Source organism: Pectobacterium sp. S5, from assembly GCF_051707265.1.
Taxonomy (GTDB): Bacteria; Pseudomonadota; Gammaproteobacteria; order Enterobacterales; family Enterobacteriaceae; genus Pectobacterium; species Pectobacterium polare.
This window is the reverse complement of record NZ_JAULSZ010000001.1, coordinates 1,513,094-1,539,760: the sequence shown is the minus strand read 5'-3', so window position 1 is coordinate 1,539,760 and position 26,667 is coordinate 1,513,094. Positions and strand designations below refer to the sequence as shown.

The 26,667-nt window shown below is 50.9% G+C and carries 27 protein-coding genes and 1 other RNA gene; 10 read left to right on the top strand and 18 right to left on the bottom strand.

The window, feature by feature from the left end; genetic code table 11:
• Positions 1 to 157: 157 nt before the first annotated feature.
• The 3 genes from QWJ20_RS06905 to nifJ form a co-directional block, all read right to left on the bottom strand.
• Complete coding sequence (locus QWJ20_RS06905) at positions 158 to 955, bottom strand: deaminated glutathione amidase (RefSeq protein ID WP_433992153.1); 798 nt, start codon at positions 953 to 955, stop codon at positions 158 to 160.
• A 21-nt stretch (positions 956 to 976) separates the two neighbouring features.
• Positions 977 to 1,513 (bottom strand): cytochrome b561, encoded by a 537-nt coding sequence (gene cybB / locus QWJ20_RS06900; protein ID WP_433992152.1) that lies wholly within the window; start codon positions 1,511 to 1,513, stop codon positions 977 to 979.
• Between the two features lie 244 nt (positions 1,514 to 1,757).
• A complete protein-coding gene (nifJ, locus tag QWJ20_RS06895; protein ID WP_433992151.1) occupies positions 1,758 to 5,291 on the bottom strand; it encodes a pyruvate:ferredoxin (flavodoxin) oxidoreductase in 3,534 nt (1,177 codons plus the stop codon).
• Positions 5,292 to 5,828: 537 nt separating this feature from the next.
• Here nifJ and QWJ20_RS06890 point away from each other — a divergent pair.
• On the top strand, positions 5,829 to 6,254 hold the full coding sequence (locus tag QWJ20_RS06890) for a hypothetical protein (protein WP_233966170.1): 426 nt from the start codon (positions 5,829 to 5,831) through the stop codon (positions 6,252 to 6,254).
• An 81-nt stretch (positions 6,255 to 6,335) separates the two neighbouring features.
• Here the strand turns inward: QWJ20_RS06890 and QWJ20_RS06885 are convergent, their stop codons facing one another.
• Positions 6,336 to 7,274, bottom strand: a complete 939-nt coding sequence (locus QWJ20_RS06885) for a LysR substrate-binding domain-containing protein (protein ID WP_433992397.1) — start codon at positions 7,272 to 7,274, stop codon at positions 6,336 to 6,338.
• A 152-nt stretch (positions 7,275 to 7,426) separates the two neighbouring features.
• Between QWJ20_RS06885 and QWJ20_RS06880 the strand changes: the two genes are divergently transcribed.
• Entirely contained in the window at positions 7,427 to 7,909 is a 483-nt protein-coding gene (locus tag QWJ20_RS06880; protein ID WP_433992150.1) for an N-acetyltransferase family protein, read from the top strand.
• Positions 7,910 to 7,952: 43 nt separating this feature from the next.
• Here QWJ20_RS06880 and QWJ20_RS06875 read toward each other — a convergent pair whose 3' ends face one another.
• From QWJ20_RS06875 to QWJ20_RS06860, 4 genes are all read right to left on the bottom strand, one after another.
• Positions 7,953 to 8,579, bottom strand: coding sequence for a LysE family translocator (locus QWJ20_RS06875; RefSeq protein WP_219680603.1), 627 nt, complete (start codon positions 8,577 to 8,579; stop codon positions 7,953 to 7,955).
• Positions 8,580 to 8,808: 229 nt separating this feature from the next.
• The gene (locus tag QWJ20_RS06870; protein ID WP_226300528.1) at positions 8,809 to 9,297 is read right to left on the bottom strand and encodes a hypothetical protein; all 489 of its coding nucleotides are present in this window, start codon (positions 9,295 to 9,297) and stop codon (positions 8,809 to 8,811) included.
• 213 nt (positions 9,298 to 9,510) lie between these two features.
• Positions 9,511 to 10,293, bottom strand: a complete 783-nt coding sequence (locus tag QWJ20_RS06865) for a transporter substrate-binding domain-containing protein (RefSeq protein WP_120358268.1) — start codon at positions 10,291 to 10,293, stop codon at positions 9,511 to 9,513.
• Between the two features lie 368 nt (positions 10,294 to 10,661).
• On the bottom strand, positions 10,662 to 11,240 hold the full coding sequence (locus tag QWJ20_RS06860; protein WP_219680597.1) for a hypothetical protein: 579 nt from the start codon (positions 11,238 to 11,240) through the stop codon (positions 10,662 to 10,664).
• Between the two features lie 205 nt (positions 11,241 to 11,445).
• Here QWJ20_RS06860 and QWJ20_RS06855 point away from each other — a divergent pair, with 205 nt between their 5' ends.
• Positions 11,446 to 11,892 carry a hypothetical protein gene (locus tag QWJ20_RS06855; protein ID WP_095701672.1) on the top strand — a complete coding sequence of 149 codons (447 nt, stop codon included), beginning with the start codon at positions 11,446 to 11,448 and terminating at the stop codon, positions 11,890 to 11,892.
• Between the two features lie 102 nt (positions 11,893 to 11,994).
• Here QWJ20_RS06855 and QWJ20_RS06850 read toward each other — a convergent pair whose 3' ends face one another.
• From QWJ20_RS06850 to smpB, 4 genes are all read right to left on the bottom strand, one after another.
• Positions 11,995 to 12,510, bottom strand: coding sequence for a GNAT family N-acetyltransferase (locus QWJ20_RS06850; protein ID WP_433992149.1), 516 nt, complete (start codon positions 12,508 to 12,510; stop codon positions 11,995 to 11,997).
• A gap of 2 nt (positions 12,511 to 12,512) precedes the next feature.
• A complete protein-coding gene (locus QWJ20_RS06845) occupies positions 12,513 to 12,779 on the bottom strand; it encodes a DUF1778 domain-containing protein (RefSeq protein WP_109410799.1) in 267 nt (88 codons plus the stop codon).
• Positions 12,780 to 12,988: 209 nt separating this feature from the next.
• Positions 12,989 to 13,351: a transfer-messenger RNA gene (gene ssrA / locus QWJ20_RS06840) on the bottom strand.
• Positions 13,352 to 13,401: 50 nt separating this feature from the next.
• Positions 13,402 to 13,884: an SsrA-binding protein SmpB gene (gene smpB / locus QWJ20_RS06835; protein WP_095701677.1), complete on the bottom strand. Its 483-nt coding sequence runs from the start codon at positions 13,882 to 13,884 to the stop codon at positions 13,402 to 13,404.
• Between the two features lie 155 nt (positions 13,885 to 14,039).
• On the opposite strand from smpB, the gene QWJ20_RS06830 reads away from it, so the two are divergent.
• Entirely contained in the window at positions 14,040 to 14,486 is a 447-nt protein-coding gene (locus tag QWJ20_RS06830; protein WP_433992148.1) for a type II toxin-antitoxin system RatA family toxin, read from the top strand.
• Positions 14,476 to 14,757 carry an RnfH family protein gene (locus QWJ20_RS06825; RefSeq protein ID WP_264084350.1) on the top strand — a complete coding sequence of 94 codons (282 nt, stop codon included), beginning with the start codon at positions 14,476 to 14,478 and terminating at the stop codon, positions 14,755 to 14,757. The genes QWJ20_RS06830 and QWJ20_RS06825 overlap by 11 nt, the downstream gene beginning before the upstream one ends.
• A gap of 238 nt (positions 14,758 to 14,995) precedes the next feature.
• Here the strand turns inward: QWJ20_RS06825 and bamE are convergent, their stop codons facing one another.
• From bamE to nadK, 3 genes are all read right to left on the bottom strand, one after another.
• On the bottom strand, positions 14,996 to 15,331 hold the full coding sequence (bamE, locus tag QWJ20_RS06820; RefSeq protein WP_039355545.1) for an outer membrane protein assembly factor BamE: 336 nt from the start codon (positions 15,329 to 15,331) through the stop codon (positions 14,996 to 14,998).
• A gap of 153 nt (positions 15,332 to 15,484) precedes the next feature.
• The gene (gene recN / locus QWJ20_RS06815) at positions 15,485 to 17,146 is read right to left on the bottom strand and encodes a DNA repair protein RecN (RefSeq protein WP_433992147.1); all 1,662 of its coding nucleotides are present in this window, start codon (positions 17,144 to 17,146) and stop codon (positions 15,485 to 15,487) included.
• A gap of 80 nt (positions 17,147 to 17,226) precedes the next feature.
• Positions 17,227 to 18,105, bottom strand: a complete 879-nt coding sequence (gene nadK / locus QWJ20_RS06810; RefSeq protein ID WP_010282445.1) for an NAD(+) kinase — start codon at positions 18,103 to 18,105, stop codon at positions 17,227 to 17,229.
• Between the two features lie 150 nt (positions 18,106 to 18,255).
• Here nadK and grpE point away from each other — a divergent pair, with 150 nt between their 5' ends.
• Positions 18,256 to 18,843 carry a nucleotide exchange factor GrpE gene (gene grpE / locus QWJ20_RS06805; protein WP_095993741.1) on the top strand — a complete coding sequence of 196 codons (588 nt, stop codon included), beginning with the start codon at positions 18,256 to 18,258 and terminating at the stop codon, positions 18,841 to 18,843.
• 261 nt (positions 18,844 to 19,104) lie between these two features.
• The gene (locus tag QWJ20_RS06800; protein ID WP_433992146.1) at positions 19,105 to 20,343 is read left to right on the top strand and encodes an Nramp family divalent metal transporter; all 1,239 of its coding nucleotides are present in this window, start codon (positions 19,105 to 19,107) and stop codon (positions 20,341 to 20,343) included.
• Positions 20,344 to 20,409: 66 nt separating this feature from the next.
• On the opposite strand, the gene QWJ20_RS06795 is transcribed toward QWJ20_RS06800, so the two are convergent.
• The 3 genes from QWJ20_RS06795 to QWJ20_RS06785 form a co-directional block, all read right to left on the bottom strand.
• Positions 20,410 to 20,613, bottom strand: coding sequence for a 2-hydroxymuconate tautomerase family protein (locus tag QWJ20_RS06795; RefSeq protein WP_010282462.1), 204 nt, complete (start codon positions 20,611 to 20,613; stop codon positions 20,410 to 20,412).
• Between the two features lie 13 nt (positions 20,614 to 20,626).
• On the bottom strand, positions 20,627 to 21,793 hold the full coding sequence (locus QWJ20_RS06790) for an MFS transporter (protein WP_433992145.1): 1,167 nt from the start codon (positions 21,791 to 21,793) through the stop codon (positions 20,627 to 20,629).
• Between the two features lie 202 nt (positions 21,794 to 21,995).
• Entirely contained in the window at positions 21,996 to 23,093 is a 1,098-nt protein-coding gene (locus QWJ20_RS06785; protein ID WP_109410808.1) for a glycerol dehydrogenase, read from the bottom strand.
• A 400-nt stretch (positions 23,094 to 23,493) separates the two neighbouring features.
• Between QWJ20_RS06785 and nudK the strand changes: the two genes are divergently transcribed.
• From nudK to QWJ20_RS06770, 3 genes are all read left to right on the top strand, one after another.
• The gene (nudK, locus tag QWJ20_RS06780) at positions 23,494 to 24,075 is read left to right on the top strand and encodes a GDP-mannose pyrophosphatase NudK (RefSeq protein ID WP_095701687.1); all 582 of its coding nucleotides are present in this window, start codon (positions 23,494 to 23,496) and stop codon (positions 24,073 to 24,075) included.
• Positions 24,076 to 24,456: 381 nt separating this feature from the next.
• Positions 24,457 to 25,722 carry an ABC transporter substrate-binding protein gene (locus QWJ20_RS06775; protein WP_433992144.1) on the top strand — a complete coding sequence of 422 codons (1,266 nt, stop codon included), beginning with the start codon at positions 24,457 to 24,459 and terminating at the stop codon, positions 25,720 to 25,722.
• A 63-nt stretch (positions 25,723 to 25,785) separates the two neighbouring features.
• The gene (locus tag QWJ20_RS06770) at positions 25,786 to 26,667 is read left to right on the top strand and encodes a carbohydrate ABC transporter permease (protein ID WP_039485057.1); all 882 of its coding nucleotides are present in this window, start codon (positions 25,786 to 25,788) and stop codon (positions 26,665 to 26,667) included.

Genomic DNA, 26,667 nt, shown 5'->3' with positions numbered 1-26,667 from the left:
GCACCCCCCGAATCAGGAGGCTGGTCTGCTAGGGTCGCCATGACGACCGGATGCGCATTATATGTGCAGAACGGCCTCAGAGGGAAACAACATGTGTAACTAATCACACTTTTTGGCGCACGAGTGGGAAAGAAAACCTCTTAGGGTGAACCGCGACTCAGTTTTCCTCTTCCAACGTGGGTGTGCTAAAGCGGCGATTCGTCAGTACCGGGAGAATCTGACGGGCATACGCCAGCCGTTCTGGGTCAATGTCGGCATAGATAAGAGCCGGTGTTTCCGGTGCCTGAACCACGACAACGCCTAAAGGATCGACCACCATGCTGTTGCCGATATTCTTGACGCCGCACTCGCCAACGGCGACGAGATAAGTGGTGTTTTCCAGTGCCCTGGCGCGCACCAATAATTCCCAATGCGCTTCTTTCAGCGGCCCCTTAATCCAGGCAGAAGGGAGAACGAGCACGTCAGCGCCGTCCAGCACCAAACGGCGTGCAAGCTCAGGGAAGCGGATGTCATAACAGGTCATCAGCCCGACGTTCAACCCGGCGATGGTTAACAGCGGCGGAACCTCTTCGCCTGCCAGTACGTTTTCCGATTCTTGTACGGAAAACGCATCGTACAGATGCAGCTTCCGGTATTGAGCAACGAGCTCGCCGTTGCGCAGCGCCAGCAGCGTGTTCCAGACTTTCCCTTCACCATTCGGGATATGTACACACAGCATGGTCGTCAGGTCGCTGCCTTTGCTGGCCTCCAGCAGATGCGAGATAAACGGGCCATCAAGCGGTTGAGCAGCGGTGAGCACCATGTTGGGATTGGTGATATCGCGAGCCAGCACGCCTTCGGGCAGCACCAGCAGGTCGGCACCGTTTTTCTGTGCTGACAACATAAACTCAGTGATGGTCGTGGCGTTTTGCTGCCACTCGCGGTCAACGGCAAACTGTCCCAGTGCGACTTTCATGCTTGCTCCTTCGTTGCCCGATTAATCGCGCTTGGCTGGCATCATGCGCAGCAGCGTGTTGTCTTTCATAACATAGTGATGGAACAGGGCGGCGGCGGTATGCGCGGCAATGAGCCAGTAGCCTAATGGTGCCAGCGTTTCATGCCAGCCAATCAGCATTTCAGCCAGGTCGAAATTCGGCGTCGCGGCTGTTGGCATGCCGATACCAAAAAGCATCCAGTCCCGACCGCTGTAATAGCGCGAGGCAACGCCCAGTATTGGCAGCGTAATAAACAGCAGGTAAATAATGGCGTGGGTGAGCGAACCCAGCGCACTTTGCCAGCGAGGGGGCTGTGGCGTAATGGCGGGCGAGGTATGCCGATGGCGTAAGAACAGGCGAGCCAGCATGAGAACTAATATGGCTACGCCGCAGCTAAAGTGCGTCACCATCATCACGGTGCGCAGCAGCGAACCGCGTTCAGCAAATCCGCGCAGCTCGATGGTGGCATAAGTCACAACGAGCAACAGAAAAACCAGCCAGTGCAATGCAATCTGCGATGGTGCGAACTTTCCTTTCATGTTTCGTCCTCTGCGACGTTGAGAGCGGTTTGACACCGTAACGAGCGAATAATCTCATAAAGTATAAGGTAACTTGCGTCTTGTCAGCCCCTCTTTACCGTGCCTGACAAACTGGACTATCGGCGCTGGATTCTTCGGTATTCAACCTCGTTGGGGTAAGGGAAAATGCAACGGCCCGTAAGGGTGGCGGCCAGGGATGGCACGCCATAAAAAAACCGGCCGAAGCCGGTTTGGAGAGGAACGATTATTCCTGCGGGTTTTTCTCCGCCTTGCCTGCCATCATCGTCAGGAAGTCAAAGCGGCGGCGCAGATCCAGTTCCGCTTCTTCATAGAGCTGCGCGGTTTCTTCCGGCATCATGTTATTCAGTCGGCGGAAGCGTTGCTCTTTCAGCAGCGTTTCACTCAGGCTGCTGGATGGCGGACGAGAATCCGTCACCAGTGCAGGTTTACCTTCCTCGGCGCGACGTGGATCGAAGCGGTAGAGCGGCCAGAAGCCCGTTGCCGTCAATTGACGCATCTGATCGTGGCTGAATGCCAGATCGTAGCCGTGCTCTTCACAAGGGCTGTACGCGATAATCAGCGATGGGCCCGGCCAGGCTTCGGCTTCCTGAATCGCTTTCACCGTCTGGTTCAGCTGTGCGCCCAGTGAGATCTGCGCGACATACACGTGACCGTACATCATGACGTTGATGCCGAGATCTTTACGCGCTTTGCGTTTGCCTTTCTCACCAAATTTGGTCACTGCGCCCAGCGGTGTTGCTTTGGACTGCTGTCCACCGGTGTTGGAGTAGCATTGCGTATCCAGCACCAGCACATTGACGTTTTCGCTCAGGCTCATGACGTGATCCAGCCCGCCGTAGCCGATATCGTATGCCCAGCCGTCACCGCCGATAAGCCAGATAGATTTATCGACAAAGTGGTCGGCTTCGCTCGCCAGCACCTTGGCGTCGTTATCATTGATGGCTGCCAGCAACCCGCGTAGCTGTTCAATCTGCTGACGGCGCAGGTCAGGCACAATGGACTCTTCCTGCAACGCGTTAACCAGATCCGGCGGCAGTTGTGGTGCTAGTTTGTTGAGCAGGCGGACGGCTCGCTGACGGTGCTGATCGACGCTCAGACGGAAGCCCAGGCCGAATTCGGCGTTATCCTCGAACAGCGAGTTAGCCCAGGCCGGACCGCGACCGTTGGCATCAGTCGTCCACGGCGTGGTGGGCAGGTTACCGCCATAAATAGATGAACAGCCTGTCGCGTTCGCGACCAGCAGACGATCGCCATAGAGCTGCGTCAGCAGCTTGATGTACGGCGTTTCGCCACAGCCAGAGCAGGCACCAGAGTACTCGAACAGCGGCGAAATCAGCTGAGAAGTACGGATATCGATACGTTCCAGCGTAGATTTGTCGATTTCCGGCAATTGCAGGAAGAAATCGTAGTTCTCTTTCTCCGCCGTCAGATTATCCAGACGGGATTCCATATTAATGGCTTTGATTTCTGGGTTCTGACGGTCTTTGGCCGGGCACACTTCCACGCACAGGTTACAGCCAGTGCAGTCTTCCGGGGCGACCTGCAACACGTATTTCTGGCCGCGCATGTCGCGGGCTTTCACATCCAGCGATTGCAGTGAAGCGGGGGCATTTTCCATCGCATCAGGCTGAACGACTTTGGCACGAATAGCCGAGTGCGGGCAGGCGGCGACGCAGTGGTTACACTGTGTACAAAGCTGTGGCTGCCACAGCGGAATCTCTTCTGCGATATTGCGTTTTTCCCACTTGGTGGTACCGGTCGGCCAGGTGCCATCGGGCGGCAGGGCAGACACGGGCAGCGTATCGCCCAGACCCGCCAGCATCGCGGCCGTGACGGTCTTGACGAAATCGGGTGCGGCGTCGGAAACCACCGGTGGGCGCTGCGGGCTGTCTGGGTTGACGGCTTCCCGCGGCACTTCTGCCAGCGCTTCCAATGTGGCGCTCAGCGCCTGCCAGTTACGTTCAACTAGCTCCTGACCTTTACTGCCGTAGCTCTTGGCGATGGCGGTACGCAGTTTTTCCACCGCCACGTCGGCTGGCAGAATCTGTGACAGGTGGAAGAACGCCATCTGCATGACGGTGTTGATGCGCGCGCCCAGATGACACTCGCGGGCAATCTTGGCAGCGTTGATGCAGTACACGCGGGCATTGCGCTGATTCAGCCCGGCCTGCACTTCCTGCGGCAAACGGTGCCACAGATCGTCGCTGGTATACGGCGAGTTGATCAGGAAAACGCCGCCGGGCTTCAGCCGTTCAACCATGCTGTACTTGTCGATAAACTGCCACTGATGACAGGCGACGAAATCGGCCTGATCGATCAGGTAGGCTGAGTTGATCGGGTGTGGGCCCACGCGCATGTGGGAAACGGTCAGGCTACCGGCTTTCTTCGAGTCATAGACAAAGTAGCCCTGTACAAACATCGGCGTGGTTTCACCGACGATTTTGATGGCGTTCTTGGTCGCAGAAACGGTGCCGTCACTGCCCAAGCCGTAGAACAGGGCTTCGAGCGATGCGCTGCTTGGAAAATGCTGTTCCGGCAGTGGCAAAGACAGATTGGTAACGTCGTCATAAATTCCAACAGTGAAACGCGGTCGTGGGTTAGCAAGCGCTAACTCATTAAAGATCGCCTGTATGCACTGCGGGGTAAATTCTTTGGAAGACAGCCCATAACGTCCACCAATCACGCGCGGCATGAGTGAACGCTCACCTACGGAGAACGCCTCGGCCAGCGCGGTCATCACATCGAGATACAGCGGTTCTGCCAGCGCACCCGGCTCTTTCGTGCGGTCCAGCACTGCAATGCTCTTCGCCGTTTGTGGAATGACGGCCAGCAGGTGTTTGGCGGAGAACGGACGATACAGGCGGATTTTCACCACGCCGACTTTCTCGCCGCGTGTCAGCAGCGTATCGATCACTTCTTCGCAAGTGCCAACGCCAGAGCCCATCAGGACGACGATTTTGGTCGCTTCCGGGTGGCCGTAGTATTCAAACGGCTGATACTGGCGTCCTGTCGCAGCGGCGAAATCGTTCATCGCCTGCTCAACGTGTTCATAAGCCGCGTCATACCAGCGATTGGTTGCTTCGCGCGCCTGGAAGAAGGTATCCGGGTTAGAGGCAGTACCACGAATCACCGGACGTTCCGGTGTGAGTGCTCGCTCACGGTGTGCATCAATGGATTGCTGCGGCAGAAGCTGGCGGATTACGTCATCGCTCAGCGGCTCAATCTTATTGATTTCGTGTGAGGTACGGAAACCGTCGAAGAAATGGATAAACGGCAGACGGCTGTTCAGGCTGGCGATTTGCGAAATCAGCGCAAAGTCCTGCGCTTCCTGCACATTGCTGGCGCACAGCATGGCACAACCGGTTTGGCGCACGGCCATGACATCTGAGTGATCGCAAAAGATAGAAAGCGCATGCGTCGCAACCGTACGGGCAGCGACGTGCAGGACAAACGGGGTTAGCTCACCAGCCAGCTTATACAGCGTGGGGATCATCAGCAACAGACCCTGCGATGAAGTGAACGTGGTGGCGAGTGTGCCCGTCTGCAATGCGCCGTGGACGGTAGCGATCGCGCCGCCTTCCGATTGCATTTCAACAACGCGGGGCGTATCTCCCCATATATTCAGCCCGCCGTCGCTCGACCAGGCAGCCGCGTGTTCAGCCATGCTGGAACTGGGTGTGATGGGATAAATGGCGATGACTTCATTGGTTCGCCAGGCCACAGAGGCGACTGCGTTATTACCGTCGGTGGTGATCATGACTTATAGCCTTCTTGCTCACTAAGCCTTTCATTTTACATGGTCTTTTCGGGCGATGAAAATGATTGGGCATAAACGAAAATACGATTTTTATCGGAGGATTATCGCATTTCAGGAAAAAAGAGGGTGGAACGATGTAAGCGGAGTTGTATCAAACTGTGTTTTATCCCCGTCATACTTCAAGCCGCATGTGCGTTGGCTTTCCTCGCTCACCTCAGTCACTTACTGATGTAAGCTCCTGAGGATTCACTGCGTCGCCGCCTGCCTGCAACTCGAATTATTTAGGGGAATACCCCGCCATACTTCAAGCCGCACGTGCGTTGGCTTTCTATTCTATCTATATCTACGTGCAGCTCTGGCTTTAGTATGTCCGCGTTTCCTAAAGTTGGGCATATCATACACCTCAGTGCGGATTGATGTCTTTTTGTACCCATTGAAGGGTATCGCCGCATGATTTTATTTGCTCATTACTGCCATGACAGGTAGCGTGCTTATACTAAAATAACATCTGTAATCAATGTATGAAGGAACCGAACGATGGCAAATGATGAAATAAAAAATAAATTGGTTTCCGTACTGGCTTCACAACAGGCGCAGGGAAAAACGCCAGAACAGGCTGTCGAGCACATCCTTCAGGCATTGGGTGGACGAGCTAATGAGGTGTCCCGTATTTCGATTTTGACGTCGACATTAATTGCCGATGTGCTTTATACCGTGTATCAGGAGACGATCACACACCAGCAGATTGCGGTTATTTTACGCAAATTGTGTTACGCCGCCCGTGACATTGCCACTGCATTACACGCCATTTATCCCCAACTCACCGCCTATGAAATCGGCCAGCTTTTGCAGAGTCCGGAGATTTATCCGACGATCGATCGTGCCGCATTGCTTGATGCGCTGACCTACGCCACTTTTTCCAAAGCGGAAAGTGAGCAGGTTGCTGACGCTCTCGGCATTTAATATCAGAACACTTTGCTACCGGATTGCTACCGGAACAGAACCGACAATCAGCCAGCTAGGCTTGTGATTTTCCTATCGCCACTATCCGTTCGTTATGGGATGTGTCACCAGCCTGTGTAACAGGTTTTTAATCCACTGGCTGGCTTCCGAACGGCTATTGCGGCGATGGCTGTATATCTTCACGCGATAGGGTGGCACGCTGAAAGGCAAGGCGTGAATCCGTAGCGGCAGGAATTGCGCAAAAATTGTCGCGACGTTGCGTGGTAATGCCATGATCAGCGTTGAATCGGCGATGATAAACGGCGCACTCATCATGGAGGGCGTTTTTAGTGCGATATGGCGCTTCTTGTTGAGCTTATCTAGCGCGTAGTCAATCACCCCACGTGACTCATTCCAGGGCGTCACCACAAGATGTCGGGCGGCGAGGTAATCATCCAGCGTAAGCGCCTCGCCTGACGGATAATCAGCGGCGGTGATGATGACATAGCTATCTTCAATCCAGTCTATCTCCTCAATTTCCCTGTTCTCCGATTGCGTCATATCGGTGAACCCTAAAGCAAAGTCGATTTTCCCTGCCAGCAAATCCGTAATCGCGACCTTCTGCGGTGAATAAACCAGATTGAATTTGATATGGGGTGCCAGCTTTTCCATGTGCGCCATCAGGGTTGGAAACACCGAAAACGCGGTGTAATCGGTGATGGAAAAGGTGAAGCTTTCCGTGCTGCGGGCGGGGTTAAAGCGTGGACGCGGCGTCAGACCTTGCGTCAGCAGTGCCAGACTTTCCGCGATCGGCTCTGCAATATCGTCCGCCACTACGGTCGGATGCATGGTGTTGCCAACCCGAAAAAATAGCTCGTCGGCAAACGTATTGCGCAAACGCGTCAGCGCGTGGCTGACCGCCGATGCGCTCATCGCCAGCTCTTTTGCTGCTGCGGCGACGGATCGATGCTGGTACACGCTGTTAAATACCACCAGTAAATTTAAATCGATGCGCCGCAAATCGAGATGCATGATATTCATCAGTCGCTGTAGAGAATGCAGTTCATACAGTATTTTTAATCCGGTAGCATGGCAAGCCTTGGTCATGGTTAGCATTGGAAAAATTAGCACCGGAGAAGAGAGACGTTATGAAGCCAGCCCTTATGGACCCAGCTGTTATGAACCCAGCCGTTATGAACATAGCCATCCGCCCCGCGCAGAAATCAGATGCGAGCGTGATTCTGGATTTAATTATCGAGCTTGCCGTGTACGAGAAAGCGCGTCACGAAGTGCTGGCTTCGCTTGAGGATATTGAGCGCTCGTTATTTGGCGAGGGTGCGACGGCTGAAACGCTGATTTGCGAGATTGATGGCAAGCCCGTCGGCTATGCGATTTTCTTCATGAGCTACTCAACCTGGCTGGGGAAATATGGCATCTATCTGGAAGATCTCTACATTGCGCAGGCGTATCGTCAAGCGGGCGCGGGCAAAGTGCTGCTGAAACAGGTTGCGCGCCTTGCACAGGAAAGACAGTGCGGACGGCTGGAATGGAGCGTGCTGGACTGGAACCAACCCGCGATCGATTTCTATAAGAGCATTGGTGCGAAGCCGCAGGATGAGTGGGTTCGCTATCGGATGGACGAGAAGGGCATCGCTGATTTTGTCACGGCATCGTAACGGTGTTGCTCCTGCCAGCCTGAAGGCAGCAGGAGCCAGTCAATTAACGCGTTGACGCCGCCAACGTGGTGCCTGCGAGAATAAAGATCCCGCCCGTCGAGCGGTTAAACAGCTTGATGCGGCGCGGGTTGGAGAAAAGGCCCGATAAACGACGGCCGGTGCAAGCATAGATGAACATGATGCTGAAATCGAAGACCGCCCAAGTCACAGCCAGAATGATGAGCTGCAAGGCGTGCGGGGCGCTGGTATCGATAAAATTGGGGAAGAGCGCGGCGAAAAACAGCAGATCTTTCGGATTACTGATCCCGACCAGAAAGCCTTTACGGAATAGTGGGAACCAGCCCGGAGCCGAGGCGTCTTGCACATCCTGCTCTGTGGTGCTCATATCCTTGGAACGCCATGATGCGATGCCCAACCAGATGAGATAAACCGCACCAATAATTTTTAATACGATAAACGCGGTGGTTGACGCCGCGAGGATGGCACCTAACCCTAATGCTGAACAGGACATCAATATCATTGCCGCGCTGACGCCGCCGAGTACGGTTGCGGTTGCGCGTGAAGCGCCGTAGCGTAAACCGTGCGACATGCTGATTAAGGCGGATGGGCCCGGAATGGCAATCAGGGCGATGATGATGCCTGTATAAGCCAGCCAGAGGTGAAGGCTCATGGTTTCTCCTGCGTGTAATTCACTGTAAAAGCGACATTGAGAGCGGTGATGTGAAGCGATATATATTCACATACCTATCGCTATTTTCCAACGCGCGATAGTAACAGAAAAGGGGCCGATAGCGCTCGCCCTCTTTATCAAGGTTCTATTGCTGACGTTGGTGCGAAGCACAGCCGGTTGGATAAGGGAATCGAGCGGTGGGGAATCCACGGTTACGCCATCTGAAGCATTAGTTCTTAAACAGAACCTTTTGCTCATAGCCGTTTTCTTCTATCACTTGGTACGTATTGCCTGACGGAGTGCTTAGCATCGTGCTCACTTGTGTCAACCCACAGCTTTCTTGATAGCTGACTTGATATTGCAACTGGTCAAAGAAATCTCGCAGCAATGGCCTGATTTTCGCGGTGGCAAATTGATGGGGGCTTTGTAGATAGAAAGACGAGATGTCTAATTGTTCCGTCATTCCAACATTGAGATCGATAACGAAATAGGTGTCGGAGAGCGAATTTGAACGGTATACCCAAATGTCTCCCTGACCGCAGGCTACATCATAAACGTAGTGATCGTATAGTTTGCACAGATCCACATCAATATCTAACTGGCTTAAAACGGCCTGTATGATTGCATTGGGAACAGCAATATCGTCATCATTTGGGTAAGTGACGAGATCACAAATACAGGTGCTAATTGAAAAAACGGTTACTGGTATAGTCTGCATTTTCCGGCCCTGGTTAATGTGTTCGCTTGTAGTTACAGGCGAGCGATTTCCATCTTAATACCGTTATATTTCAGGGTATGTAGCTTATCTAAATTGACCTTAGCATGCTTATCTTTCACCCGTAAACTCACGTTTCGGTGAAATCTCCCCGGCCTTCTGATTGGTCAGGGAGAACTGTTGAGCATGAAAATAATCAGTAAACCGTGCCTGATATTATTCCTTCACGCTTAAATCGATATCGCCAAAATAGCGTTTCTGTATTTTCGCATATATGCCTTTTTGAACGATATCTTTCAGCCCCTGATTGATGAGCTGTTTTGTTTCCGTATCGTCTTTGCGTATACCGTATGCAGAACCGAGGCTAAATAAATCCGCATCGGTCACTTCCGGGCCTTTTAGCTCAAAATCTTTACCCTGTGGTGTTTTTAAAAATCCAAACGCGACGGCAACCGACGGACACAGTGCGCCTTCCACTCTTCCTGACTGTAAATCCTCATAAATGGCTTCCTGATCGGGATAGTTTTTAACCATCACCCCGGCGGGTAGCCAATATTTATTGGCGTAGGCTTCCTGAATGGTGCCTTGCTGTACCGCGATATTTTTCCCGCGCAGCAGCTCAGCTTGGGGAAGAAGGTTGGTGTCTTTCCTTGCGACCAGCTTGGTGGGAACGTGGAAAACATAGTCACTGAAATCTATCGATTCCTTTCGCTTACGTGTCACGCCAAGCGGCGCAATGACGTCTATTTTTTTTGCGAGAAGGGCGGGAATCTGGGAATCGAACGTGTTCACGATATAATCACACTTTGCATTTACCGATTTACAGATAGCATCAGTTACCTCGATTTCAAACCCCGATGGATTACCATTTTTATCCATGCTCTGAAAAGGGGGATACGTTAAATCGACGCCGATACGCAGTATGTCCGATTTGGCAAATGCAAAGGGAGAAATAGCAAAAATGACAACGATCTTCAGGAGAGATAATTTTCTGAACATAGCAGTAACACCTCTTTTTAGTCGTATAAAATGAATATCAACATTCCGGTATTCGTATTATCACCAGTGATAGGACGTAAATTGGATCGCGAATCATCATCCAGCCCACGTTTGAAAAACTGACGTTAATTTACACTTGAAATTATAACAAATTGTTATTATTTGCTTTCGTGATGTAAAATTGCGCTATCGGTGATGTCTAAACGTGTAAACAGGAAATACATTCCAGTGGATGATTTCATTTTGGCGGGGTGCTGATGTTCATTGCATACCGAAAACCGACCTGAGCGAGTTTCCGGTATTTTAATCTATTAACCTTACTAAATGTGCCAATAATACGCTGGAATTGGCGACCTTGAAGGTGAGCGCTACTTGTAGGTAAACCGATAATCGACAATATACGTACCGAGTTCATTGACTCGCGCGGTGATCCATAACGCATCCATTCCTTGCCTTCTTTTTTTAAACAGCATTTCTCTGTTGGTACATAACTGTTTAAATTGCCCAGTATGGACATCTTTAACCCATATGCCAGCTTCGCAACGACTACTTTTACCTGTGGATGGCCCAGGAAAAACAATCTCATAATCGGATGTGTAATTAATCACGTTATCGGGGAACAGATAAACGTACACGTCAAAAATATTCACGATGGAAAGAAATCCTAACACAAAGCCATACAGGAACATTTCGAGCGTGTGCTTGAGTTTCTTCTTTACCGATCGAGAGTAGAGCGCACGGCCAGCAAAGATAAGCCCCAGAACGATCCCAAAGGTAAGGTAGATAGTAAAGTCAGGGAGTGTCTCGATCAGTATCGTGCGACGCGACAGCTGCGAGGCCCAAAGCATGTACCAGAAAATAGATAGCATGATGGATAAGACGAGGAGAGTAACGAGAAAACCCTTCGACAATAAATAAGTTATCGCTTTTTTATAAAGACGGTGCATCTATCCATGACCTGCATCAACAGCGTGTTTTGTTGGTATTTTACATGACTTGATGGCTTAAAGAATCAATTCGGTTACTTGTTATGGCTTATTGGCCTATGCGCAATTTATTAGTAAATAAACTATTGTATTCAATTGCTTATGATAATAGAGTGGTAACGCAACAATATAGAGCTAATTAATTTATTCAGAAGGATATTGAATTATGAAAAAGATCACGAAGGTTTTGATGGTCACGGCTTCCCTGATGGCATCCTGCTCGGCGATGGCCGACTGGAAACCCTATAAAACTGTAACATTGGAAGGGCATCTCAATACTATCCCTGGCGGGAGAGTTTTCACCGAAACCACGGTGGCATCGGGTGTCTATCGTTTTCGTATTGATCCGGATTCTGTTGGTATTGATTATGCCGCAGGGCAGGCCGGAAATACACGTTCAAAGTCAGCTGCATTGATGGTATACGATCGCACCAGCACTGCTGACAAGACGGCGGCGGTGAGCTATTACGGTTTAAATGATGATGGACTGAAAGCCCCTGCGATTATTCATGCGTTTCCGCAAACCGGAGGATTTGGCTTATATCTTCAGGATTGGCAACGTACGGATAATTCCGGAACAGTGAACATCATTATTGAGAAATGGCAGGACTAATCGCCTGAGGTAGCGAACCGAATGTCATTCGGTTCGTTATGGCCATATGATATTCAGTAGTCCCTGCATCTCTGTTTATGTCATTTTCAAATTAAGTGCTTATCAGGACAGTTCAAATGTGGCTAATTCTTTTAACAGGGTATTAGTGATGGGAAGATAGAGCGAATTAGGCTTACGTTGAAAGGCAACAAACCCATACTTCAGATAAAAACTTTTCGCTGCCTGATCTTTGGCATCGACATGCAAAGCCCATATTCCCGTCGTCGAGCGCGATACATTGAGGATCGCATCAACGAGTAATGAACCACCTATGCCTTTTCCCGCAAATTGAGAATCAACGGCAAGGCGGCCAAGTAATGCAGCAGGAACAGAGGGATAGCGTGGGAGTTTTTTGGTAATCGTGTCGGGTAGGCCACTGATATCGATTGCACTGGAAGACAGCGTATAAAAGCCTGCTACGTTATTGTTTTCATCAATGGCAACATAACATTTAGTAAAGCGCTCCCGGCTGTCCTGCCCAGCATATTTTTGTAGATAAGTATTTAACTCAGGAACGCCGCAATTAAAGTCTTTCTTGTTATGGCTTTTGGCAAGTAGCGTGTAGGTCAATAAACTCATTTTTATTTTCCCAGCGCTTTACGCCTTTTCATTGCGCCTAATAATGCGGGGGAAACTGGCGATTCAGACAGTAGCGAGTCAGCAAATTGCTTTTGGTCTTCTATTGCCAGTTTCAGGAGAGCGGTTTCTTCCACGGCTCTTTTCGCAGCTTCCTGCGTTGCTGTGATAATAAAATCCGTCATTGTGCGGCCCTGTAACTCGGCGGCATGTTTGATCAATGCGTGGAGTTCCGAAGGGATGCGCGCTTCCAGTCTTGCGGTTGTAGGCATCGTTACCTCACATACATAATTCCGGCAAATTGCCGTACGATTAGTATATAAAAGATACAACTTAAAAGATAGGCTGAATACTCATAAACAAAAGAGAGTGTGAAACCAAAATAAACAGATAAACGCCAGACATAAAAAAGCCGCTGAACCTTGCGGTTAGCGGCTTTTTCACGTTTCCGGCCTTATCTGGTAATAACCGGAATCTAAATTGGTGGAGCTGGGGGGATTTGAACCCCCGTCCGGAACTACTCTACCGTCGGTACTACATGCTTAGTCTATCTTTACATTCGCTTGCCAGCTGCGAATAGACACGCCACTAACAAACTAGCCTGATTAGATTTAGTGCTTCAACCCCAGGCAAGGCATCCACACGATCTCTTTTGGGTTTGACCTCTCTTGATCCCCGTCCTAAGAGCGGAGGCTAGGGAGAGAGGGCTATAAGCAGGTTATTAAGCTGCTAAAGCGTAGTTTTCGTCGTTTGCGACTATTTTTTTGCGGCTTTTTACGAGGCAAACCGCCCCTCGGCATGCACCTTGGGCTTTGCAAATCCCGTCGAATCCAGAATCAGCCCCCAAGAAACTATCGCCAGTATACCAGAACTTACCGTTGTTAAGCCAGTGGCTTAACGATTGGCGTTCTTCATGATACGGGCTTTGTCTAACTTCCATTCACGTTCTTTGATGTCATCACGTTTGTCGTGATCTTTTTTACCTTTCGCCACGCCGATTTTGACTTTGCTCCAGGCATTTTTCCAATACATGGACAGCGCGACGACCGTGTAGCCTTCACGACTGACGCGGCCGAACAGTGAATCTAGCTCGCGTTTGTTGAGCAGGAGTTTGCGCGTGCGTATGGGATCGCACACGACGTGTGATGAAGCCACATTAAGTGGCGTGATCGTTGCGCCAAACAGGTAAGCTTCACCGTTCATGAAGGTGACATAGCTGTCGCTGAGGTTTGCTTTGCCTGCGCGCAGTGATTTGACTTCCCATCCTTGCAGCGCAAGGCCAGCCTCAAATTCTTCCTCAATGGAGTATTCGTGACGGGCGCGCTTGTTCTGCGCAATGGTGGCGGAACCGGGTTTGTATGCTTTTTTCTTTGTCATAGTGCCGCCATTATACTGGATGTCATTGGGAATGAAATCCCCGCTGTGCGTCCGTGTCGTGGTTAATGATATCGTGCGATAAGCTTCGCAGAATTTTTGTCTGTCGGGCTATCAGTGCTATTATTTTGCGCGTTTTATGAATCACGGAAAATAGTATGCCAAAGATAAGTCGTTCCGCACTGGTGCCGTTCAGCGCTGAACAGATGTACAAGCTGGTGAATGATGTCGCTTCCTACTCCGCGTTTTTACCGGGCTGTACGGGGAGCCGCGTGCTCTCTTCCTCAGAAGGGGAGATGACCGCCGCCGTAGATGTTTCCAAAGCCGGCATCAGCAAGACCTTTACCACGCGTAATACGCTGATACACAACCAGAACATCAATATGCAACTGGTCGATGGCCCGTTCCGTCAACTGGGTGGCGACTGGCATTTTACGCCGCTGAGCGCTGATGCCTGTAAAGTCGAGCTGCATCTGGAATTTGAATTCACCAATGCCTTGATTGAACTCGCTTTTGGCAAAGTATTCAAGGAGCTGGCAGGAAATATGGTGCAGGCTTTCACGCAGCGAGCAAAAGAGGTCTACAGTGTCCGCAATGCAGGTTGATGTGGTCTACGCGTTGCCGGAACGCCAGTATCTACGCACGGTGAAGCTGGAAGAGGGCAGTACGGTTGAGCAGGCGATTGTGGCATCGGGCCTGCTGGAACTGCGCCATGATATCGATTTGCAGGTGAATAAAGTCGGTATTTACAGCCGTGCAGCGAAGCTAGCCGATGTGTTGCAGGATGGTGACCGTGTGGAAATTTATCGTCCGCTGATTGCCGATCCGAAAGAACTACGTCGTCAGCGCGCAGAGCGTGCTAAGAGCAAATCCTGATCGATGTTATTGAGCGGCACATGACGTTTTCCTGAGCATCCTTATCGAAATGCCCTTACAAAAAAACACAGGCAAACCTGAAGTGTTCAGATTTGCCTGCTGTTATACCCGTCATACATCAAGCCGCGTGTGCGTTGGCTTCCTTCAAGTACTCTGCCCATTGCGGGCTTCGTCTTAACGTGCCGCCTCTGGCTGCCAGAATCGTTCATCCTGATTCAGCCGAACGGCATTGAAAGCATTAATTCAGCGCAGGTTTGTTGTTGATGTTGGTTAACACGCCACTGCCGCTGAAGGTCAGCGTCAATGTCTGCTGTTTTACCGATTCATGGCCAGGCTGCTGGCGGAAGACGTAAAACCAGGTATCGCTGCCAAACGGATCCTGCATCATAGGAGTACCCAGCGTATAAGCGACCTGTTGTTTGGTCATGCCGGTGTGAATTTTCGCAACGTCAGCCGGTGCCAGATAGTTTCCCTGATTGATGTCCGGCCGATAGACCACCTTTTCCAGTGTGGAACAACCGGCAGTCAGCATAACAACCACCGCGGCGACGACAGTCAGCGTTTTACAGCGCATAGTGATTACATTCCTTAAGGGCATAGGTTGCCGATGATAATAGACCTTGCAGGACTTGGAAACCTGCAAGGCGATTGTATGACCTCAGGAAGGTAAAAAAGTTGAGCTTTTTTACCCGTGATGCACCTTTCTCGCCCTTGTCGGCTGTGGATTTTAGGCGGCCAGCAGTTCTTTGGCATTTGCCAGCGTATTTTTGGTGACGGCGCTGCCGCCCAAGAGACGTGCCAATTCTTGTAGCCGAGCACGTTTATCCAACGGCTGCATCAGCGTTTCCGTTTCTGCACCGTCCGTTTGTTTGCTCACGAAGAAGTGCTGGTGACCGCAGCCCGCGACCTGCGGCAGGTGCGTCACGCACATCACCTGCGTAGATTCGCCGAGCTGGCGCAGCATTCTGCCGACGATGGCGGCGGTTGGTCCGCTAATACCCACATCGACCTCATCGAAGATCATCGCTGGCGTATCCATTTTCTGTGCAGTGATCACCTGAATAATCAGTGCGATACGTGATAGCTCACCGCCCGAGGCCACTTTTGCCAGCGTCTGATGCGGCTGGCCCGGGTTCGTGGTCACGCGGAATTCGATACTGTCGGCACCGGTGGCTGTCAGGTTGTCTGGCGTAAATTTCACATCAATGGTGAAGTGGCCGTGTGGCATTGCCAGTTCACGCATATTGGTGGTGATGAGCTGAGCCAGTTCGCTGGCATGGTGCTGACGGCGCACGTGCAGCTGTTCTGCAATATGCAACGCCTGCTGATGATATTCGCCGACGGAAGCGCTAAGCGCGTCATGATCGCTTTCCTGCTGCTCCAGCTGTTGCTGTTCTTCCAATAGCTGCTGATGGAACGCTGGGAGCGCTTCTGGAGCAACATGATGCTTGCGTGCCATCGCGAGCTGACGCGACAGGCGTTGTTCCAGTTCATACAGTCGAATCGGGTCGAGATCCATTTGTTCGCTGTAGTGGCGCAGTTCATCGCTGGCTTCGCTAAGTTGAATACCTGCTTCTTCGAGCATGGACAGCACGCCAGACAGTTTGTCATCCATGCTGATGAGTTCGCCAAGCTGATGCTTTACGCTGTGCAGCATACTGATGATGTTCTGCTCTTCATCTTCACTCAGCAGTTGCATAGCCTGTTGGCTCATTGTCAGTAGCTGGCCGCTATTCGCCAGACGCTTATATTCAACGTCAATCTGTTCGTATTCGCCGGGCTGTGGGGCGAATTCATTCAGCTCTTTTAATTGGTATTGCAGCAGTTCCCGGCGAGCCTCGCGCTCAATGGCCGCCTGTTGCAGCTGCGCCAGCGCACGGCAGCTTTGGTGCCACTGATGCCAAACCTGCTGCATAGCAACCAGCAGTTTCGGTTCATCAGCATAGGCATCCAGCAGGTGTTTTTGATGATCGGGGCGCAGCAGGAGCTGATGAGCATGCTGACCATGTACCTGAATCAGGTGTTGGCCGAGTTCACGCAGTTGAGACAGCGGCACGGCGGTGCCGTTAATAAAGCCGCGTGAACGACCATCAGCGCTAATGACGCGGCGTAGCAGACACTCGTTGCTGTCATCCAACTGGTTTTCTTCCAGCCACTGACGTGCCGTCGGGGTATCCGCCAGCGCAAAGCGGGCACAAATGTCGGCGCGGGCAGCGCCCGGTCTGACCATGCTGGCGTCAGAACGATTTCCCAGACATAAACCGAGAGCATCAATCGCAATGGATTTCCCCGCACCGGTTTCCCCGGTAATTACGCTCATTCCTGACTGAAAATCGATTTCTAACTCGCGCACGATGGCGAAGTTACTGATAGTGAGTTGCGCCAGCATGATAAACCTCTGTATGTAATCACATGTGATTACATACAGTATAAACTGATTTTATATACAGTAAAGTAGCTGGCGAAATTTTAGAATAATTTTTTTGACCAGCCGAGTTTTGAACTTAGTGTATTGAAATAGCTGTAATTTTTGGGGTGAATTAGATTCAGGTAATGTTCGCTGCGGCGAATGAGGACTTCTTCGCCTTCCTGTACCGGTAGTGCAATCTGGCTGTCGCAGCTGATTTCCAGATCGTTGGTAATGCAGGAAAATTTCAGCCGAATCGTGCTGCTGCTGTTGATGACCAGCGGGCGGGCAGACAGCGTGTGTGGGAACATGGGCACCAGCGCAATCGCATCCAGCGACGGTGTCAGAATTGGGCCGCCAGCGGAAAGGGAATAGGCGGTCGAGCCGGTAGGCGTGGCGATAATCAGGCCGTCTGAACGCTGGGAAAAGGCGAATTTGTCGTCAATATAGACTTCAAATTCAATCATATGTGCGACTTTTCCGGGGTGAAGCACCACTTCGTTAATGGCGGTACTGATGCTGTCCTGCTGGTTTGCGCGGCAAACGTGCGCTTCCAACATGAAACGCTGTTCGCTCAAATAATGGCCGTCGAGAACGTCAGAAAGCTGCTGCTGCGCCTGATCAGGGTCGAGATCGGTCAGAAAACCGAGGTTGCCACGGTTCACACCGATCACCTTGATGTCATAGCGCGACAGCACGCGCGCCGCGCCGAGCATGTTGCCGTCACCGCCAACAACAACAGCTAAATCTGCCTGCTGGCCGATGTCGGCAAGGCTCGCTGTCGGTGCGTCTTTCAGATTCAGTTCGCGGGCGATCTGTTGCTCGATCAGAACCGAGTAACCTTTGTCGGTGAGCCAGTGATAAAGCATCTCATGCGTGGCTAGCGCCGTTGGGTGGCGCGGATGGCCGACAATGCCAATACAATTAAACGGCCTGTTCATTGTAAGCGGTGTGTTCATTGCTGTTTTTTGTCCTCAGCGTGGTGTATCGGCAGCGGCTGGAACCAATATATGACTGGTTCCCTTGAATCCCCGATTTTGATCCCCATAATAAGCAACTAGCGAGATTAATGCTAAACCGCGGAGAATTTCATGAGTAGTAAAGAACAGAAAACGCCTGACGAGCAAGTCCTGGATCAAAAGGAAGCAGCAAAAGGGCAGCAAGCGGATGCCGCGCCAGAGACGGCAGACGTAGCTGACCCGCGTGATGCGCGCATCGCCGAGCTGGAAGCCCAGTTGAGCGAACTGCAACAGCGTGAACGTGACAATATGCTTCGCGTCCGTGCTGAAGCCGATAACATTCGCCGCCGTGCGGAAATGGATGTCGAGAAAGCGCATAAATTTGCGGTAGAGAAATTTGCCAGCGAAATGCTGCCAGTTATCGATAACCTGGAACGTGCGCTGGATACGGCGGATAAATCCAACGAATCACTGGCCGCGATGATTGAAGGTGTTGAACTGACGCTGAAATCGTTGCTGGATGCTGTACGCAAGTTTGGCATCGAGGTTGTGGGTGATGTAGGCGTACCGTTTAACCCAGAAGTGCATCAGGCAATGACGATGCTACCTTCGGCCGATCACCAGCCGAACCATGTCATGATGGTCATGCAAAAAGGCTATACGCTGAACGGTCGTTTGCTACGTCCGGCGATGGTCGCGGTATCAAAAGCACAAGACTGATTCTTTCTGCTTTTACGTGCTATTTGCTTTCTACGCACCATCATTTGCAACGTATCTTCATTCCAAACCCCGTGCCTACCGCATGGGGTTTTTTGTTTATATCTTGTTAAGATTTGTTTGATAAAAAAGATGTTTTTTAGGTTTTGAATGACTCATCATCATTAGCTATCAAAAGAATTGGTATTACCACTCTAAATGCACTTGATAATCATTATCGTTTTTGTGAGAGTAATATAACACCAGTGTTAGAAGGGTCATACTATGCCGGGTAGCCGTGCTATTGAGTCAACAAGCCGCACATCAAGGAAGGTCAAACTTTCTCTGATGGGGCCGGCGTTTATCGCGGCGATTGGTTATATCGATCCGGGTAACTTTGCCACTAACATCCAGTCCGGCGCGGCCTATGGCTATACGCTGCTGTGGGTAGTGGTGTGGGCGAACCTGATGGCGATGCTGATTCAATTGCTGTCCGCCAAATTGGGGATCGCAACGGGTAAGAACCTGGCGGAACATATTCGCGATCGCTTTCCGCGTCCGGCCGTTTGGGCGTATTGGGTGCAGGCCGAAATTATTGCGATGGCGACCGATCTGGCCGAATTTATCGGTGCGGCGATTGGTTTCAAACTGCTCTTGGGCGTGTCGCTGTTGGAAGGCGCGATCCTCACTGCTATTGCAACCTTCCTGATTTTAATGCTGCAACAGCGCGGGCAGAAGCCGCTGGAGATGGTCATCGGCGGTCTGCTGCTGTTTGTTGCGGCGGCGTATATTGTTGAATTGGTCTTCTCTCAGCCTGAGCTGTCCGCGTTAGCCAAAGGTATGGCGATTCCGAGTCTGCCAACGTCCGATGCCGTGCTGCTGGCCGCAGGCGTGTTGGGGGCGACCATTATGCCGCATGTGATTTACCTGCACTCTTCCCTGACACAGCATGAAGGTAGCCATACCCGTGCCGAGCGTTATTCGGCGACGAAAGTCGATGTCGCGATTGCGATGACCATCGCTGGGTTCGTCAATCTGGCCATGATGGCGACGGCAGCGGCGGCGTTCCATTTCAGTGGTAATCAGGATATTGCCGATCTGGATAAAGCCTACCTCACGCTGGAGCCGTTATTAGGTAAAGCCGCTGCGGTCATTTTCGGTCTGAGCCTGGTAGCTGCTGGCCTGTCCTCTACCGTCGTTGGCACGCTGGCGGGTCAGGTGGTGATGCAGGGATTCGTGCGCTTTCATATCCCACTTTGGGTGCGCCGCACCGTGACGATGCTGCCGTCGTTTATCGTGATCCTGTCCGGTATGGATCCGACGCGGGTGCTGGTGCTGAGTCAGGTGGTGCTGAGCTTCGGCATTGCGCTGGCGCTGGTTCCCTTGCTGTCCTTCACCGGAAACCGTGACCTGATGGGGACGATGGTCAATGGCAAATGGGTACAGCGCATCGGGCAACTGATTGTCGTGCTGGTAGTTTCTCTCAATATGTATCTGCTGATTGATACGATGTTGGGGATATAAAACGGGTGCCACCGATTATTACGTCAGAATAGCGTGGCACCTTTCCACTCTTTATCACTCGCTTTCTTACTTGCTGGCCTTCCTCAACTCTGTCACTGGCACGCCGCCGATTCCCCAGTTGTCCGTTTCGACCTCATCAATCACCACTACGGTGGTTTTGGGGTTTTTGTTTAGCACATCGACCAGTAGCTGGGTCACGCCCTCAATCAATTGACGTTTTTGTTCAGCGGTGACGCCTTCATTGGTGATTTTGATGTTGACGTATGGCATGGGTTCTCCGAGATTAGGATTGTAGCCGACGGTAGGGAAAACAGAGCCCTGCCGCGATGAAAAGTGCTGCTGCGCTACACAGGATCGCTGGCGCAACAGCGTTGGTATTCGTCAGGATGCTGGTGAGCAGTGGGCCAAGAATCTGACCGATGCCGTAAGTGAGCGTCACCAGCCCAAGCAGGTTGATACCGTGCGGTGCGCGTAGCCGCTTGGCTAACGGCATCACCAGCGAGGTCGTTCCCATAAAAGTAGCACCAAAGCCGATACAGCTGAATATCAATGCCACGGGAGAGTGGCTGAGCAGCGTCAGCAGGACGCAGCTTCCCTGAATGAGCAGGTTCGCCGTCAGGCAGGGTAACGTTCCCCAGCGGCTGGCGGCCGATAGCCAGAAAAAACAGCCAGGAATCACCGCCAGCCCAACCAGCGACCATAAATGCAGGGATAAACGCGGCATGTCCAGTGTGGTCACCATCAACGGCAGATAAGTGGCGATGATGATATACCCGAAGCCCGCGAGGCCGTACAGCAGCACGAGCCGTCGCCAGCCAAGCTGAGGCGGTTCATCAGCATTGACCATCGGCTGCTGTGCAACGGTGGATTTATGCGGTGAAAGAATGAGTAAGGCGAGCAGAAGTAATACGGCGATCAAAGCCGCACCCCACCACAATGGCTCGGCGGTGAGGGCGTAATGCCGTCCGATGATGATGTATTCATTGCCCAACACGATCCCCACGCCAACCCCAGCATAGAGCGAGGCGATAACGCGAGAATGCCTTGTGTGGTGCAAAATAGTCAAAGAGCCGAAGATCATCATCGCCGCACTGGCGATCCCGGCAAGGAAGCGAACGATCATGACCAGCGTCGTATCGGTGGTCAGAGCCATTGCGAAGAGCAAAACACCGGTTGCGGCAGCAGCGCTAAACAGCAGGAACACCGGTTGAGTGGTTGAAGCGCGACGGCTGAAAGAGAAAAACAGGCTACCGAACAGATAACCGGCGTAGTTCGCGCTGGCAATATAGGACAGTTGGCCGAAGGTGAAGCGACCTTCCTCCAGCATCACAGGCAGCATCGGCGTATACAAAAAGCGCCCAAGCCCCATTCCTAACGCCAGTACCATCGTCCCGAAAAGAGCAAGAATCAGCGTATCCGATAGGGCGATATGGCGAGGACGTTCCGTCATTCGATGGCTCAGAGTTGAGAGAATATGTCGTTATCCTGCCCGTTTTCTCGTCAAATGAAAGTGAATAGTAATGAGTAGGTTGGTGACGCAGAGAGAACGCTTTTGGCAGGACAGCGACGGGGAGAAGCGCGCATCGGATATATCGAACCCGACTCCACTGGACCGATCTTGCGGGAGTCGAGCTCTTTTACCGCGGCTGCGGTTAAGCGATGGTTTTACTGAACGCGTCGACGGCAACGATCGCGTGGGCGACGTCTTCGGCCGTTAACTTACTGTCCAGATTTTTCAACGTATCGGCGTCGCTGCACGCCAGCTCACCCACTTTGATCAGATTCTCGAACGGCTCATTTTCCAGATGCAGATCTTTTAGCAGGGTCGGCATGTTGATGGCGCGGTAGAAGCGGATGTAGTGGGCGATTTCCTCATCAGGCCGCTGTTCCAGCACCATATGCGTTAACGTGCCGTAGGCAACTTTTTCTCCGTGCGTGAGGTGGTGGATATCGCCTTTGATCGCGGTAAAGCCGTTGTGGATGGCGTGAGCGCCCGCCAGACCGCCGTTCTCAAATCCCAGACCGGAAAGCAGCGTGTTGGCCTCAACCACGGATTCTACCGCCGGTGTGACCACGCCTTTTTCCACGGCTTTATAGGCGCTGTAGCCGTAGGTTAGCAGCGTTGTTTCGCAGGTTTCGGCAATGGCCATGCCCGCCAGCGTGGGTTTACCGCCCACCATGGAGAGGGCGTGAGTGCGCTGAACGGCCTGTGCTTCGACAAACGTGGCCAGGCCATCGGCAATGCCGGAGGCGAACAGACGCGCGGGTGCCTGCGCACACACGGCGGTATCGACCAGCACCAGATCGGGGTTCTTATTGTAAAAGCGGTAGGATTCAAATACGCCGTCATCGGTATAGATGACGGACAGCGCGCTGCACGGTGCATCCGTTGAGGCCACGGTCGGGACGATAGCGACGTTGTGTTTTAGCTCATCGGCGACGGCTTTTGCCGTATCCAGCGTTTTGCCTCCCCCTAATCCGACAACGATGTTTGTGCCCGCATCACGCGCCAGCTTGGCAAGACGGGTAATTTCGTTGCTGGAAGCCTCACCGTTGAAGCGCTCGTAATGATGGCCGATGCTCGCCTGTTTGAGTGAGGCATCGACGCGCTGGCCGATGATGTCCCACACCGTGCTGTCCGCCATCAGAAACGCTTTCGTCCCCAGCGGCTTAAGTTGCTCGCCTAGCTCATCCAGCACGCCGCGACCCTGAACATATTTTCTAGGTGAAGAGAAAATGAAATGGCTCATGTTATCTACCTCGATGATGTTGTTGGAGAAGTGATGCGGTATTGAATCCGCGTGAATCATGGAAGGCGGTTGCGATAAGCGCGTTATGACGAATTGACGGTGGTTATAGGGCGACGAAAACGCAGCGACTTCCCGGAACGTGAGTTACTGAAGATTCAGTATAGACGATGCACGCATACCGGATGGAAGGGGAGGTCGGATTACCGAGGATTTCACATTATATAAATCATGCGGTTAGCGTTTATTGAACGAGATGTTTCCGTTTGGCTTACGTTGCACTGCCCGTTTATGCAGGGGCTAAAAGGGGATATGATGAATCTGCACCGTTATAATGAAAACGATTGTAACGAAGCGTTATCACCGAAAAATCCCTTCAGTCATCGAGCATCGAGGTGTTTGCATGTCGTCTCCCATTGATATCGTCGAAAAGAAGCTGCTATCCGATAATTGGTATATTCTGAACAAATATACATTTGATTTAAAAAGAAATAATGGCGGCGTCGTTCGCCAGGTTCGTGAGGTTTATGACCGTGGTGATGGCGCGACGATTCTGCTGTACAACCGGGCGAAAGGCACGGTGATTCTGACACGACAATTCCGTATTCCCACCTACGTCAACGGCAACGAAAGCGGCATGCTGCTGGAAACCTGCGCGGGTTTGCTGGACGACCATTCGCCCGAAGAGTGTATCCGTAACGAAGCAATCGAAGAAACTGGCTATGCGATCGGCGATGTGGAAAAGCTGTTCTATGCCTACATGTCGCCGGGCAGCGTGACGGAACGCGTGCACTTCTTCGCCGCTGAATACGATGAGTCGCTGCGGGATAATGAGGGCGGCGGTGTGGACGATGAAGATATCGAGGTGTTGGAGCTACCGTTCAGCGAAGCCGTTGCGATGATGAACGATGGCCGGATTAAAGACGGTAAGACCATTATGCTGCTACAGCACGCAATCATCCGCGGCTGGTTTGCCAAGGCATAGACATGTTTTGCGGCACACGGGTATCCCATGTGCCGCTTGATTTTGTGTGGTAACGCTTTCATTTTTGCGTAATTCCACGGTGACGGTGTGATTATGGTTAATATGAGCTGATTAACCTTTTTATTCTGTTATTTTTTGTTTTATTTTCAATGAGTTATGATGGTTTTGGGTTTTGTTTTTATCATTTTTATGGGCTTGCATGGACTTTATGGGGGGAAATTTTTCCTAAATTTTTTGTATTTAGATCGAATATTTCGTCATTTTTCTCCCTGTTGTGTGACCCGTATCACCGGATGAAAGAATGTAAGCGGTGTAACTCGTTGCTTCATTATGCAGTAACTCATATTCTCTCTTTACAAAAAGTAAAGAAGGACTGCTCTGATGAAGATCAAGAATAAAGTATCTACCCTATTTGCAGTTTCATTCCTCACGCTGGGCTTATCGAGTCACAGCCTGGCTGCTGAAGTCACCGTGTGGGCCTGGGATCCTAACTTCAATGTCGCGGCAATGCATGAGGCATCGTCGATATATAAAAAAGCCGATCCAAGTTTTAGTCTGAAAGTGATCGACTCAGGTAAAGAAGATATTGAGCAGAAATTAAATACTATGTTGGCTTCAGGGGTTAAAAACTCGCTTCCTGATATTGTGCTTATTGAGGATTATAACGCTCAGAAATATCTTCAGGCTTATCCTGATTCGTTTATCCCGTTACAAGACGCCATCGATTATAGCCAGTTTGCACCTTATAAAACGAAAGTGATGACGGTAGGGGATAAGGTATACGGTGTTCCTTTTGATTCCGGCGTGGCAGGAATGTTCTATCGACTCGATTATCTGGAAGCTGCCGGATATAAAGAGAGCGATGTGGTGAATATTACCTGGGATAAATATATTGAGATCGGCAAGCAGGTAAAAGCGAAAACCGGTGTTGATATGCTGACCTACGATATGAACGATGTGGTTCTTCCCCATATTATGATGCAGTCTGGTGGAGAATGGTTCTTCGATAATCAAGGACAACTTAATCTCACCAAAAACGATGCACTGAAAGAAACGTTAAAAACGATTAAAGCGATTAACGATGCGAAAATTGTGCGACCTATCTCTGGCTGGTCGAGTTTTGTGGGGAGTTTTAACGCTGGGAAATCAGCGAGTGTGGTTTCCGGCGTATGGGTGATTGGCTCCATTAAAAGTGCCGAAGATCAGAAAGGAAAATGGCGTGTTGCGCCGATCCCACGGTTAAATCTCGACAAAGCAGTACATGCTTCCAATCAGGGGGGATCGAGCTGGTATGTCTTAAAAGGTGGCAAAAATACTAAACAGGCGATTGAGTTTTTGCAGAAAACCTTTGCGGCAGATAGCAATATGTATCAGACCCTTTTGGTTGATCGCGGTGCGCTTGCCACCTTCCTTCCCGCCACGTCCGGCCCTGCTTATGCAGTAAAGGATCCGTTCTTTGGTGGTCAGCCCGTGTTTGCTGATTTCTCTAAATGGGTGACTGAAATTCCACAGGTTTCCTACGGTATGTATACCCAGGAAGTTGATAACGCCATTGCTGCTGAAATACCTGCATTACTGAAAGGCGATTCTGTTGATGACGTTTTAAAACGCGCCGAAGCCACATTAAAAAATCAGATTATGCAGTAGCGAGTGTGAGCTTGGGGGCGGCAAGCCCTCAAGTATTTCTCTCAAGAAATCGATGGTGTGATAATGATGTATAAACCTAAAATGAATAGGCTTTATAACATCAACGGCTGGGCTTTTGTCGCGACGGCTGTTGGGTTGATTGCCTTAATGACGATATACCCTATTTTCAAATCACTTTGGCTCTCTTTTCAGTCTGGCCGTGGTGTGGTGACACAATTTGTTGGCCTGGGAAATATCATTCGTTTATTCAGCGATCCTATGTTCAAAACGGCGCTTTGGAACACATTAACCTTTTTGGTTATCCAGGTGCCTATTATGATTTTTCTATCATTAGCGATTTCTTCTTGCCTGAATTCATCTCAGCTTAAATATCGCCAATGGTTCAGAATTGCCATCTTTTTGCCTTGTGTGACATCGCTGGTGGCCTACTCTATTCTCTTTAAGAGTATGTTTGAACTGGATGGTGTCATTAACTCATTCTTGCTGTTTATTCATGTCATTGACGATCCCATTCCGTGGCTATCCGATCCTTTCTGGGCCAAGGTGACGGTTATTATCGCAATCACCTGGCGTTGGACGGGATATAACATGATATTTTATCTTTCTGCTATGCAAAATATTGATAAGTCAATTTATGAGGCGGCTAGAGTTGATGGTGTCAGCCCAATTAAGCAGTTTTTTTTCATCACCATCCCCTTATTAAAACCGGTTATTCTTTTTACCAGTGTGACATCAACTATTGGCACATTACAGCTGTTTGATGAAGTCATGAATATCACGAATGGTGGTCCGGCCAATGCGACGCTGACGTTATCGCTTTATATTTATAATTTGTCATTCAAGTTTGTGCCGAACTTTGGCTATGCGGCAACGGTTTCATACGTGATTGTTGTTTTTTCAGCAATACTTGCGCTGATTCAGTTTAAAGCAGCACGGAAGGGATAA